The sequence below is a fragment of the Rothia sp. BD8 genome (assembly GCF_044878465.1).
Taxonomy (GTDB): Bacteria; Actinomycetota; Actinomycetes; order Actinomycetales; family Micrococcaceae; genus Rothia; species Rothia kristinae.
On the sequence record NZ_JANJES010000012.1, the window covers coordinates 18,403 to 31,231 of the forward strand.

Here is a 12,829-nt window from a genome sequence, read left to right on the forward strand (position 1 = left end):
TCAGGCGGCGATGCCCTCCTCGTCCTCATCCACCGGGATCTCCTCGTCCACCACGCGGGTGCGGTGGATGGAGAACCAGTGGGTCAGGCCCATCAGCCCGCCGACCACCACGAGCCACAGCCCCAGGCGCAGGATGTCCCACCAGAAGGGCTGGCCGGGGAAGTACACGAGGGTCTGCACCGCGCGCAGCCAGGCCGCGCCGTTCCAGAAGGTGCTCAGCCCCTGGAAGAAGGCCGGGGCGGTGTGGGCGCTGAAGATCCCCGTGGAGCTGGTGAAGTTCAGCATCACGAAGCACATCACCAGGAACGGCGTGGTCCAGCGGTGCAGGATCGGGTGCAGGGCCACCCCGAGCAGGGAGATGGTGCTCACGTACAGCCAGGACAGCATCAGCACACCCCAGCGGTGCCCGGGGATGGCCTGCATGATGTCCGCGACGACGATGGTCACCAGCGCCGCGATCACGAAGGACACGGCCACGCTGATCAGCAGGCGCCCGAGGTAGCTGACCTTGGCGGTGGCCGCCGCGATCGCGACGGCGGAGGAGTACCCGCCCACGCTCAGGGCCACGAGCATGAAGAAGATGCTCTGCCCGCTGGTGTCCTGCCCGCTGGTGGGCACCACGTCCACGGTCTGCAGGGGCAGGTGCTGCCGGAAGGCGATCGGCCCGAGGACCTGCTGGGCCACCTCCTTGTCCGAGGCGGAGGCGGCGGTGGCCACGTAGAGGGCGGCCTGGTCCTCCCCGGGGGCGTAGGCGGCGACGACGTCGCGATCCCGGACCAGCTGCTGGGCCTGATCGGCGGTGCCCACGGTGCGTACCTGCAGGTCCCCGTCCGCGGCGTCGTTCAGGGACTGGGCGAAGGCCGCGGTCTGCTCGCCCTGCCCGACCACCGCGACGGGCAGGTGGTGGGGGCTGGGGGCGTGGAAGGCGCCGAGGTAGGCCAGGGCCATGCCGGTGCCCAGGAACAGCGGGGTGATCAGGTGCGTCAGGAGGGTCCTCCAGAACTCCCCGGAGCGGAAGGGCCCGCGGATCCGCCGGCGGGAGCGGCCATGGGCGGCCGCGGAGCCGGTGCGTCGGGCGGAGGCTGGGGAGGAGCCGGGGGTCTGGGGGGAGCGCTCCGGCAGGGGCCGGGGTGCCGGGCTCTGGGGTGCGGCGGGGGCGTGCAGGTCGGTGGCTGCGGACATGCGGGTGCTTTCGACGGTGCGAGCGGGACGAAAATACATCGTGCCACTATATAAATGGTCGAGCAACCCCCTCGCCCCCTCCTCCGCACAACTGGAGATGCCTCTCATCACGGGACGCGTGGCGTCCCGAGATGAGAGGCATCTCCAGTTGTGCGGTGAGGAGGGAGGGTAGGGGGGGGTCAGTGGGACCCGCAGCCGCAGGAGCCGCCGCAGCAGCCTCCGCCCTGCTGGGCGTCCGCCTCCGCATCCGCCTCCGGGAGACCATCCCCGACGTCCCCGCCCATGAGGTTGCGTCGGTTCCCGATGTCGGGTCCGCCCCGCGGGGTCTCCCGCACCCCGGCCAGGGTCGCGGCGAATCCCGCGGGTCCCTGGGTGCCGGCGGCACCCGCACCACCCGCGGCGATCCCGGCGCCGGCGATCCGCGCCCCGGCCGCGGGGCCGCCCGCCCCGGGCATCCCGACGGCGCCCCCGCCGGGTCCGCAGGCGGCGCCCGTGGAGGAGAAGCGGGGGTCCTTGCGCTTCGGGACCCGGGCGCGGGCGAAGCGGCGCATCTGCTCGGCGGTCGGATACGTCCAGGAGGCCACGATCTGCGGGCCCAGCAGCGTGATCGGCAGGACCTGCTCGCCGGAGGCCGCGACCATGTCCGCTACGTGCTCGCATTCCTCGAAGGCCCAGTCGTGCGTGCCGCGGCTGTACACCGTGATCGGCAGCCCCTCCTCCAGCAGCTCCTCCGCGGCGTCCAGGAACGCCTCCCGCTCGGCGTCCTCGGGCCCGCCGTCCGGGATGAACACCTCCACCTCGGTCAGATCCATGCTCGTCTCCACATCTCAGTCCCGCGCGGCGGCCTCGTCGAGGAGCACATCCGCGGCCAGCTTGCCCAGGGCGTGGGAGGCCAGCGGCGAGTCCCCGGTCAGCAGGTTGCGGTCCCGGTGCACGGCGCCGGTCATGTCCTCGTTGAGCACCTTCAGCCCCTGCTTGCCCAGCTCCTCGGCCACCAGCCAGCGCAGGTGTCCCGGCAGGTAGCCGATCTCCACGTTGGGGCCCTCATCCAGGGCATCCGGGAACACGGTGATCTCGTACCCGGCGAAGTGGGACTCCTCCCGCCCCAGCCCCGAGGCCAGCAGCGCGGCGGGCCCGTGGCACAGGGTGATCAGGGTGCGCTGGCGGTCCTGCACGAAGTCCAGGACCTGCTGTACCAGCTCGGACTCGGGCAGGTCGTTGACCGCGCCGTGCCCGCCGGGGATGAACACACCCAGGTAGTCCGAGTCCTCGCCGAGCTCGCTCTCCACGAGGTCGGAGAGCTTGCGCGGGTTCTTCAGCTGCTGCTTGAACCGCTCGAAGGTGTCCTTCACGGCCTCGTCCTCGGCGGGCATGGCCCACAGCTCCAGCTTCACCGGGGCGCCGGTGATGGTCGCGATCTCCACCTCGAAGCCGGCGTCGGCGAGGTGCTTGAGCGGCAGCAGCATCTCCACGGGGTGGTTGCCGGTGGAGAAGAACCTCCCCTCCTCGGTCATCAGGTACCGCTCCTCGGTGCCGATCATCAGCACCTTCCAGCGGCCCCCGGTGTACTCGCCCTCGTGCTCGACGCCGTCGAAGTCGGTCCTCGGCGGGACGTACTGGGACAGGGAGTAGGGGGAGGGGAAGAAGGCGTCGTCCTCGGCCGGGTCGGCCTGCGGGGCGCGATCCTGGTTCTGCTCGCTCATGGGAGCCTCCTGACGCTCGTCGTGTGATTTGCACCCAGGTCAACCCCCGCTCCGTCGCCGGTATTCCCCCAGGAGACGACGCCCGCCCCCGGAGACGACGCCGCCCGGCGCCCCACGAGTCGGGGGGGGGCCGGGCGGCGTCGATGAAGGGGAGAGGGCCTCACCCGCGGCGGGCGCGGGCCCGCTTCGCGGCGTCCTGGTCGATCCAGAACTGGCGGGTGGTCACCTCGTCCTCCCCGTCCCAGACCTCCAGGTTCTTCAGCCACGGCTCATCCGATGCCCGGAAGATCGGCTCCTGGCCGCTGCGCCGCTGCCGCTCGTAGTTGCGCAGCACCCGCGCGGCCACCCCGGACAGCGCGCAGATCGCGATGAGGTTCAGCAGCGCCATGACGGCCATGAACACATCCGCCAGGGACCACACCAGGTCCAGGGCCACCACGGTCCCGGTGAACACGCACACCAGCACCAGGAGGCGGAAGACCTGCAGGACCCACCGCTTCTCGGTGAGGAACTCGATGTTGGACTCGCCGTAGTAGTAGTTGCCGATCACCGAGGAGTACGCGAACAGGAAGATCGCCACGGTCAGGAAGTGCACGGCCCATCCGCCCAGCTGCGCGGCCAGGGCGTTCTGGGTCAGGGAGGCGCCCTCCGCGGAGTCCCCGAAGGCGGGTTCGGACAGCAGAACGATGAACGCGGTGATGGAGCAGACCACCAGGGTGTCGAAGTACACGCCGAGGGACTGCACCAAGCCCTGCTTGGCCGGGTGGGACACGGCCGCCGTCGCCCCGGCGTTCGGCGCCGAGCCCATGCCGGCCTCGTTGGAGAACAGCCCGCGGCGCACCCCCTGCATGATCACGCCGATCACGCCGCCGGTCACGAACTCCCGGATCCCGAAGGCCCCCGCGAAGATCTGCGCGATCACGTGCGGGACCTCCCCGAGGTTCATGACCACCACGATCAGCCCCAGCAGGATGTACAGGATCGCCATGACGGGCACGAGGATCTGGGTGACCGCGGAGATGGAGCGGACCCCGCCGAAGATGATCAGCGCGGTGATCGCGGCCAGGGCCACGCCGAGGATCACCTTCAACTCGGTGGAGGAGGCGAACTCCGGGGCCACCCCGTTCAGGGATTCGGACACGGCGTCGGCGATGGAGTTGGACTGGACCATGTTGAACACGAAGCCGTAGGTCACGCAGATGATCACCGCGAACAGCACGCCCATCCACCGGGCGTTCAGCCCGCGCGTCATGTAGTACGCCGGCCCGCCGATGTAGGAGTCCTTCCCGTGGTGCTTGTACAGCTGCGCGAGCAGCGACTCCACGAAGGCGCTCGCGGCGCCGATCGTGGCGATCAGCCACATCCAGAACACCGCGCCGGGCCCGCCCACGGTGATGGCGATGGCGACGCCGGCGATGTTGGCGGTGCCCACCCGGGAGGCGGCGGAGATGGTGAAGGCGCGGAAGGAGGAGATCTGCTTGCGTCCGTCCGCGCGGGTGCCGCTGGGCTCCCCGATGACGCGGAACATCTCGCCGATGCTGCGCACCTGCACCGCGCGGGTGCGGGCGGTGAGGAACAGTCCGGCGGCGATGAGCACGGCGAACATCACGTACCAGATGTACTCGCCGACGGTCGCGACGACGCTCTGCAGGGAGTCCATGGCGGGCCCCTTTCGAAAGGTGCGGTGGGTGTGCGGCGCCGACCGCGGAGCCGCAGGGGGCTCCACCGGGTGCGATGCCGCGGGGGTGGCCCCGGACCGGCGCGCGCATGAGGTATGGGCAACAGGGTACCGGCTCCCGGTCCGTTGGGTGACCCTCGGGGGTCGGCCTCCGGCGCCTCAGGTCTCCTCGTCGGGAGCCCGACGGGCCGCGGCGATCAGCCGGGTCATGCTGCGGTGCAGCTGCCGGACGTCTGCCAGGGACAGGTCCAGCCGGCGCATCATCCGCTCCGGGATCTCCTCGGCCTGCTCGCGCAGCTTCCGTCCCGCGTCGGTGAGGCCCAGCAGCACGGAGCGCTCGTCCTCCGGGTCCCGCTGCCGGTGCACGTAGCCGATCTGCTCCAGGCGGCGCACCAGCGGGGAGAGGGTGCCCGGATCCATCCCCAGCATCCCCGCCAGCGTCTTCTGGTTCATCCGCTCGTGCTCCCACAGGGCCAGCATCACCAGGTACTGCGGGTGGGTGAGGTTCAGCGGCGCCAGCACGGGGCGGTAGGCGGCGATGACGCTGCGGGAGGCCAGGGCCAGGGCGAAGCAGACCTGGCTCTCCAGGGCGAGCGGATCCCCCGGCGTCATCTCCTGCTCGCTGTCCACGGCGCTCCTCCCGCTCTTCCGGTCGCGGCACCCATGCTAGACCAGCGCACCCCGCACCAATGATTGGGGCGCCAATGATTGGTGTACCCTGAGTGGGAATCGATGCGCGAGGGCATCGAGACGCGAGACGAGGAGGACCTCATGGACAAGCCCACCGGCAACGACTCCTTCGGCTGGGGATTCCGGCTGGGCAACCGCATCCTCTGGCTGCTGCTGCACGTGGTGGGCCCGGCCCAGGGCAGCTCCAGCAGCGACCCCCAGCTGCGCACCCAGCGCGAGTATGAGCGCCGCCGGGAGCTGCACCGGCGGTGGAAGGAGACCCGCGAGGCCGGCGAGAGCTGAAGCGGACCGAGCGAGCCCTGAGGGGAAGGCCGGAGCGGAAGGCCGCGTCCGAGCCCCGAGGCTGCTCCCACCCGCACGGGCGATCCTTCCTCTAGAGTCATAGCGTCCCGCGCGCCAGGCGCGGGCTCGCACACCGATCGTGGGGAGGCCGCCGTGCTGGGAGTGGAGATCGTCATCGCCTTGGGAGTGGCGATCCTGCTGGGGCAGATGACGGCCACGCGCGTGCGCCTGGCCCCACCCATCGTGCTCATGGTGTTCGGGGTGGCCATGAACCTCATCCCATCGCTGCGCCAGGTGGGGCTGCCCGCGGAGATCGTGCTGGTGGTGTTCCTGCCGATCCTGCTGTACTGGGACTCCCTGAACACCTCGGTGCGCGAGATCCGACGGGTCCTGCGGGGGGTGATCCTCAACGGGACCCTGCTCGTGGTGTTCACCGCCGCCGCGGTCGCGCTCGTCGCTCGCGCCTGCGGACTCAGCTGGGGCACCGCCTGGCTGATCGGCGCCGCGGTGGCCCCGACGGACGCCACCGCCGTGTCCGTGCTGGGTCGCGGCCTGTCCCGCCGGGCCACCACCGTGCTCAAGGCCGAATCGCTGATCAACGACGGCACCGCCCTGGTGGTCTTCGCCCTGGCCGTGGAGCTGGCCAGCGGGGAGGGTCACATCACCTGGGGTCACGCCAGTGGGATGTTCGCCGTCTCCTTCCTCGGCGGAACCGCGATCGGACTGGCCGTGGGCTGGCTGATCGGGCAGGTGGCCCGGCGCATGACGGTGCCGGTGTACCTCAACGTGCTCATGTTGCTGACCCCGTTCCTCGCCTACCTCGCGGCCGAAGCCGTGGAGGCCTCCGGGGTGCTCGCCGTCGTGGTGTGCGGGCTCTACTTCTCCCAGATCGCCCCGCGACACTTCTCCGCCCGGTCCCGCCAGATCGCCAATCCGTTCTGGTCGATGATCACCTTCCTCATCAACGGCGCCCTGTTCGTGCTCGTCGGCGCGCAGCTGCCCTCCGCGGTGGGCGGCCTGCGCTCGGATGGGCTGTGGCATGCGCTGGGGGTGATCCTCGCCGTGTACGCGACCACCGTGGCGGCTCGCTTCGTCTTCCTGCACGTGTCCATCGGGCTGATCCGGCTGCTGGACCGCCGCCCCATCCAGCGGACCATGCGCACCACCTTCCCGGAGCGGGTGGTCAACGTGCTGGCGGGGTTCCGCGGGGCCGTGTCTCTGGCGGTGGGTCTGTCCGTGCCCCTGACCCTCGCCGACGGCTCCGCCTTCCCCTCTCGGGATCTGATCGTGCTGGTGGTGGCCGGCGTCGTCGTGCTGTCCCTGGTGGTGCAGGGGGTGGTGTTCCCGGTGGCGGTGCGCTGGGCCGTGCGGGACCAGCCGGAGGACGACGACGCCGGGGGCGCGACCGAGCGGGCCTGGATCCGCACGCACCGGGAGCTGCTCGCGGTGCTGCCGGAGCTGGCCCGTCAGAATGGGATCTCCGATGAGGTGCTCGGGGAGTTCCAGCGTCGTTACGAGCAGATCCGCCGCCCATGGGAGGAATCCGCGGGGGACCCGGAGGCGCGGGAGGTGCTGGAGGAACGGCGCCGGCAGCAGCGGCGCATGCAGCTGGGCGTGCTGCGGCACAAACGGGCCGCGATGGTGCGCCAGCGCGACGAGGGCCTGCTGGATGACGAGGCCCTGTCCGAGATCATGCAGCGCCTGGACATGGAGGAGCTGCGCCTGACCGGCCCCGCCGAGATCGAGTAGGGGCCGACGGGGCCGGCGGGAGCGGCCCGCCCGGACGGGAGTGGGCCGGGCCGGCGTCGTCGGCTACAGCACCCCGCGGGGGTCGATGAGGAAGCGACCCAGGGCGAAGTACTCCGCGGCGTCGGAGATCAGCACCAGACCCAGCAGCCCGACCCCCAGGGGCAGGAGCACGTTGAGCACCGGGCGGAAGCGCTCCCACCAGCCGCCCACCGTGCGGGCGACGGCGCGGTGTCGGTTGGCCAGCACCGCCAGGCACAGCACGAACAGCGGCGCCTGGGAGACCACCGCCCAGATGATCTGCCCCGCGATCACGGCCCACAGCGGCTGATCCCCGGACAGCCCCACGGCCACGATGAACGGGGGGTCCGTGGTCACGATCGCCACGAAGCCCACGGCCACCGCCAGCAGCCCCCAGGAGCTGCGGTTGCGCTCCGGGCGCGGTGGGCGGTTCCGGCGCCGCCACGCCCAGCCAGCCCAGCCCAGGGCCACCAGGCCCAGGAGCAGCTCGACGCCGGCGGCCCCCGCCCCGGCGCGCAGCCAGTGCCCCCACGGGATGTCCGCCAGGGACTTCCCGAACACCAGGGACAGCGCGATCCCCCAGGCGATGGTCCCGCCGATGAGCACCGCGCCGAAGCCGAACACGGACCGGCGCACGGCCCGGGCGGCGTCGGGGGCCGTGCGGGCGGCCATGAACACCGCGGCGATCAGCAGGGGCCCCGGATCGAAGCCGCCCAGGGCCAGGCCCGCGCAGGCGGCGAGGTACGCCGGGATGCTCATGCCGAGCTGACGGACTCGGCGCCGGCGGTGCGCCCGGCGGGGCGGGCCCCGGGGGCCGGGCGCACGAACGGGAAGGCCAGCACCCCGCGGATCGGGGCGTCGGTGAGCATCATGATCAGCCGGTCGATGCCGATGCCCAGCCCGCCCGTGGGCGGCAGGCCCGTCTCCAGGGCGGCCAGGAAGTCCTCGTCGATCTGCATCGCCTCCGGATCCCCGGCGGCGGCCTTCAGGGACTGCTCGGTCAGGCGGCGCCGCTGCTCCAGGGCGTCGGCCATCTCCGAGTAGGCCGTGCCCATCTCGGTGCCGTTGATCACCAGGTCCCACCGCTCGGCCAGCCCGGGGATGCTGCGGTGCGGGCCGGCCAGCGGCGAGGTCTCCACCGGGAAGTCGCGGTAGAAGGTCGGGCGCACCGTCTTGGCCTCCACCAGCTCGCCGTACAGCTCCTCGATCACCGCGCCCGGGCCCATGTCGTCCCGGACGTGGATCTCGTGCTCGGCGGCCAGGCGCATCAGCACCTCGAAGTCCGTGTCCAGGTCGATGCGCCGGCCCACAGCCGCGGAGACCGCATCCAGCACGCTGACCACGGGCCACTCGCCGGAGACGTCGGTGAGCACGGCCGGGGTGCTCGGATCCTTGGGGTGCTCCCCGTGGCGCAGCGGCAGCTGCTCGGCGTCGAACACCGCGCGCGCGGCGCTCTTGATGATCCGCTCGGTCAGCAGGCGCATCGCGTCGTAGTCGGCGTAGGGCTGGTAGGCCTCCAGCACCGTGAACTCGGGGTTGTGGGTGGCATCCGCCCCCTCGTTGCGGAAGTCCCGGCCCAGCTCGTACACCGGGCCCATGTCCCCGACCACCAGGCGCTTCAGGTACAGCTCCGGGGCGATGCGCAGGGTCAGATCCACCCCGTAGGCGTTGATGAAGGTCTTGAAGGGCCGGGCGGAGGCGCCGCCGTGCACGGTGTTGAGCATCGGCGTCTCCACCTCCAGGAAGCCGTCCGCATCCAGGGTGCGTCGGATCGCCCGGATGGTCTGCGCTCGCACGCGCAGGCGCCGGGACTCCTCCGGGTTGACGATCAGGTCCACCGAGCGGCGGCGCAGCCGGGCCTCCGGGTCCGTGAAGGAGCCGAAGGGGATGGGATGCAGGCACTTGGACAGGATCCGCCAGGACTCGGCCAGCAGGGACGGGGTGCCGGTGCGGGAGGCGCCCAGCCTGCCGCGGATCAGCACGTGGTCCCCGGTGTCCGCCCAGCGCACCCGGCGCAGGGACTCGGCGCCGAGCACGTCGCGCTCCAGCACCACCTGCAACGTCGTCCCGTGTTCCACCAGCTCCAGGAAGGCCACCCCGCCGTGGCGCCGGATGGACCGGATCCGCCCGACGACCGCCGCCGGCGTCCCGGCGGGCTCGTGCGCGAGCATCCGGGCCAGCGCGGACACGCTCACGCCCTGACCGTCGCCCTTCGGGTAGGGCTCCAACCCGGCCGCGCGCATCTGCTCCAGGTGCGCGATGCGGTGGCGAGTCTGGTCGCTCCACTCCGGGGTGAGGTCATCGGCGCCCACGCGCTGACGCTCCAGCTCCCGCAGGGCGGCGAGGTTCTCCGGGGACAGCCCGGGGTGCGCGGGGGTCTTGGGCAGCAGCCACTGCGGCAGGAAGCCCTCCGCCAGCCCGGAGGCCAGGGCCACGTTGACGGCGGACAGCTTGGAGTCCAGGCACAGGTAGCGCGGCACCCACTCGGGGTGGAAGCGCTGGTTGAACTGGTACAGCCGCTCCAGCTGCAGGAACCGGTCCAGCACCCCCAGCACGGAGGAGTTGAAGCGGGTCCAGGCGCTGGCGCCGAACTCGTGGGAGCGGGCGAAGGTCTCCCGGAACATCGCGAAGTTCAGGGACACGCGGGTGATGCCCAGCTCAGGGCACTGCCCGAGCAGGGTCGCGATCATGAACTCGGTGGTGCCGTTGGGGGAGTCCGGGGAGCGGCGCATCACGTCCAGGGAGATCCCGGAGGCCCCCCAGGGGACGAAGGAGAGCAGGCCGACGGCGGCGCCGTCGGCGGTGTGCGCGGTGACCAGCAGGCAGCGGGCATCGGCGGGGTCCCCGAGGCGGCTCAGCGCCATGGAGAAGCCCCGCTCGGTGTCCCCGTGGCGCCAGGAGTCCGTGTGCTCGATGACGGCCTGCAGCTCCTCGGGGCTGAGCTCCCCGTGGCGGCGGATGCGCAGGGTCATCCCGGCCTTCTGCAGGCGGGCGACGGTGTGGCGCATCTCCGTCATGGAGGTGTTGTTCAGGGAGAACCGCTCCGGGTGGATGATCGCCTCGTCGCCCAGCGGGATCACGGACATCCCCGTGTGTACGTAGGCCGGGGCGCCGACCTTGGAGGCGCTGATCACGGCGGGGATCCAGCCGTAGGTGCGCGCCTCCTTCTTCCACTCGCGGATCGCCGCGTCCCAGGAGGCCGGATCCCCGATGGGGTCTCCGGCGGCCAGGGACACCGACCGGATCACCCGGTAGGCCACGGCGGCCCGCCCGTCCGGGGAGAAGATCACGGACTTCTCCCGCCGAGTGGCGAAGTAGGACAGGGAGTCCTGCCCGCCGTATTCGTGCAGCAGCCGGCGCAGGTGCATCTCCCGCTCCTCGGTCCAGGAGTGCACGGGCTTGCCGGAGCGCAGGAACACCCAGATCGCCGCGATCGCGACGACGCCGTAGATGGTGGTGATGGTCTGGACCTGCCAGCGCTGCACGTGCGGCAGGCTGTGGATGGCCCACCCGGTGTTCACCCCGAGGGCCCGCAGCATCAGGGTGCCGAAGTGCGTCCAGGAGCTCACCGGCAGCACCAGCCAGGAGGCCACCAGGGCGAGGAGGAAGCCGCCGCCGAGCACGGCCAGGGCCATCCCGTAGGAGGAGCGCAGGGTGCGGGCGGGGAAGGCCCGCCGGGCCCGCACCAGGAGCACGGTGAGCACCACGCCGATGATCACGCTGATCGCGTTCGCCCCGATGGCCACCCACAGCCCGGAGGGCGGCTCCTCCTCGAGGGTCCAGGGCAGGGGCAGGGAGATCGTGGAGACCAGGGCCAGCGCGGAGCCGGCGACCTGGAAGAACAGGGCCGCCCACAGCCCGGCCCGCTTGCGCCGCATCAGCGCCCAGAAGATGACGATCGAGGCGACCGTGGCGATCAGGCTGCGCTCCACGGGCAGGTTCAGCACGTAGGCCGCGAACTCGATGAAGCTGAAGCCGCCGCGCAGCGGGGTGCCGATCAGCAGGGCGATGTTGACGATGACGGCCCCCGCATACATCCACGTCAGGCAGCGGGCCGTGCGCTCCCCGGGTGCTGTCTTCACGGTGCGGGTCTTCATGGCGGTGCGGCTCCTCGGTGGCGGGTGCGGATCGGCCGCGGTGAGCGGTGCGGCGGTGCGGTGGGTGAGCGGGGGCGTTCGGCTCAGGTGGCAGTGGGGGCGAAGTACGGGCTGGTCCGGCCCAGCCACTGCAGCCCCTGCTCCATCCCGGGCAGCCACACATCCAGCCGGTGCCCGCCCACGGGCACGGTGTTCACGGACAGGGAGGTGGGTGCGCGCACGGAGCGGCGGAAGGCCTCGGCGGCCGGCCAGGAGAGGGTGTCGTCGGTGGAGGAGTAGTAGTACAGCGCGACGTCGGGGGCCTCGTCGCGGGCGATGCGGGCCAGGTCGTACTTGGGGTCCCGGGCCTCGGTCCACTGCTGCGCGCCGGTGTAGATGGGGCTGAAGTACCCGGACTGGATCATGGCGGTGCCGAACAGGTCCGGGTGGCGCAGGGTGAGCATGGCCGAGCACCAGCCGCCGGCGCTGTAGCCCTCGGTGGACCAGGCGCGGGGGTCGTCGATGGTGCGCAGGTTCTGGCGCAGCCACGGCACCACGTCCCGGGTCACGTAGCTCTCCGCCTTGGGGGTGCCCATCCCGTGCACGGGGCGGTCCCCGTCCACGCACTCGCTGTCGTAGCTGCCGGGGGAGACGTTGGGCACCACGAAGATCGCCTCGCGCATGCTGCGGTTCTGCGCGGCGTCGGCGATCATCTGCCCGTAGTCCACGGATTTCGAGTAGGTCGCGGGGGAGCCGGGGAAGCCGGTGAAGCCCAGGATCACGGGGTAGAAGCGGTCCGGGTGGCTGAGGTAGGAGGCGGGCAGCCAGATCATGAGGTCGTTGGCCTGCCCGGTGACGGGGCCCTTGAAGTGGAAGGTGAGGTACTGCCCGTCCTCGGCGTCGCGGTCCAGCAGGTGCCCGAACTGCGGGTTGTCCTCCGGGTGGGACTGCAGCTCGGTGGGGGTCTGGCGCACGGTCGCGGGGGTGGTCACGGCCGCAGGTACCGCGCCGTAGTGGGTGGTGGTGGCCGCGGGGGCGGGACCCGCGGTGAGCTCATCCCAGCTGGTGTACCAGTTGTTGTCCCGGTTCAGCAGCGCCGCGACGCTGGCCAGGGCGAGTGCGGCCACCAGCACCAGGCTCACGGCCTGCACGAGGTAGCGCAGCCAGCCGGTCCGGCGCATCCGCGGCGGCAGGAACACGGCGAGGAGGAAGACGACGACGGTCACCGCCAGCAGCGTGCCGATGAAGCCCAACCCGGTGATCTCGAAGGCCTTCACCCGTATCCTCTCCCCGTGGTGCGAGGGCCGGCGGAACGTGCGCGGCCCGAGGGGCAGGATACGAGAGATTCATGGGAATTTCCCGCACGAGGCGCCCCCTCAACCTCTATCTCCGCCCGCCCCTTCCGCGCCGAGTCATCGATTCCGACGGATTTTCGGCCGGATTCTCGTCGG

General features: G+C 71.5%; 10 protein-coding genes. 2 read left to right on the forward strand and 8 right to left on the reverse strand.

The window, feature by feature from the left end; translation table 11 throughout:
- The 5 genes from NQ707_RS09080 to NQ707_RS09100 all read right to left on the reverse strand — a co-directional run bounded on the left by NQ707_RS09080 (nt 1) and on the right by NQ707_RS09100 (nt 5,193).
- Nucleotides 1-1,182: an ABC transporter permease gene (locus NQ707_RS09080; protein ID WP_064725539.1), complete on the reverse strand. Its 1,182-nt coding sequence runs from the start codon at nt 1,180-1,182 to the stop codon at nt 1-3.
- Nucleotides 1,183-1,361: 179 nt separating this feature from the next.
- Nucleotides 1,362-1,994: an arsenic metallochaperone ArsD family protein gene (locus tag NQ707_RS09085; RefSeq protein ID WP_061225837.1), complete on the reverse strand. Its 633-nt coding sequence runs from the start codon at nt 1,992-1,994 to the stop codon at nt 1,362-1,364.
- 15 nt (nt 1,995-2,009) lie between these two features.
- Nucleotides 2,010-2,885, reverse strand: coding sequence for a glyoxalase III HchA (gene hchA / locus NQ707_RS09090; RefSeq protein ID WP_404435533.1), 876 nt, complete (start codon nt 2,883-2,885; stop codon nt 2,010-2,012).
- Nucleotides 2,886-3,045: 160 nt separating this feature from the next.
- Nucleotides 3,046-4,545: an alanine/glycine:cation symporter family protein gene (locus NQ707_RS09095; RefSeq protein ID WP_404435535.1), complete on the reverse strand. Its 1,500-nt coding sequence runs from the start codon at nt 4,543-4,545 to the stop codon at nt 3,046-3,048.
- Between the two features lie 177 nt (nt 4,546-4,722).
- Nucleotides 4,723-5,193 carry a MarR family winged helix-turn-helix transcriptional regulator gene (locus NQ707_RS09100; RefSeq protein WP_311197652.1) on the reverse strand — a complete coding sequence of 157 codons (471 nt, stop codon included), beginning with the start codon at nt 5,191-5,193 and terminating at the stop codon, nt 4,723-4,725.
- Nucleotides 5,194-5,295: 102 nt separating this feature from the next.
- Here NQ707_RS09100 and NQ707_RS09105 point away from each other — a divergent pair, with 102 nt between their 5' ends.
- Together NQ707_RS09105 and NQ707_RS09110 are read left to right on the forward strand one after the other, a co-directional pair.
- A complete protein-coding gene (locus NQ707_RS09105; protein WP_207483727.1) occupies nt 5,296-5,535 on the forward strand; it encodes a hypothetical protein in 240 nt (79 codons plus the stop codon).
- Between the two features lie 153 nt (nt 5,536-5,688).
- Complete coding sequence (locus NQ707_RS09110) at nt 5,689-7,284, forward strand: Na+/H+ antiporter (RefSeq protein ID WP_404435538.1); 1,596 nt, start codon at nt 5,689-5,691, stop codon at nt 7,282-7,284.
- A gap of 63 nt (nt 7,285-7,347) precedes the next feature.
- On the opposite strand, the gene NQ707_RS09115 is transcribed toward NQ707_RS09110, so the two are convergent.
- From NQ707_RS09115 to NQ707_RS09125, 3 genes are all read right to left on the reverse strand, one after another.
- Complete coding sequence (locus NQ707_RS09115; protein ID WP_064725537.1) at nt 7,348-8,061, reverse strand: hypothetical protein; 714 nt, start codon at nt 8,059-8,061, stop codon at nt 7,348-7,350.
- Complete coding sequence (gene lysX, locus NQ707_RS09120; protein ID WP_404435540.1) at nt 8,058-11,399, reverse strand: bifunctional lysylphosphatidylglycerol synthetase/lysine--tRNA ligase LysX; 3,342 nt, start codon at nt 11,397-11,399, stop codon at nt 8,058-8,060. The genes NQ707_RS09115 and lysX overlap by 4 nt, the downstream gene beginning before the upstream one ends.
- 83 nt (nt 11,400-11,482) lie before the next feature.
- Entirely contained in the window at nt 11,483-12,655 is a 1,173-nt protein-coding gene (locus NQ707_RS09125; protein ID WP_058730938.1) for an esterase family protein, read from the reverse strand.
- Nucleotides 12,656-12,829 lie beyond the last annotated feature (174 nt).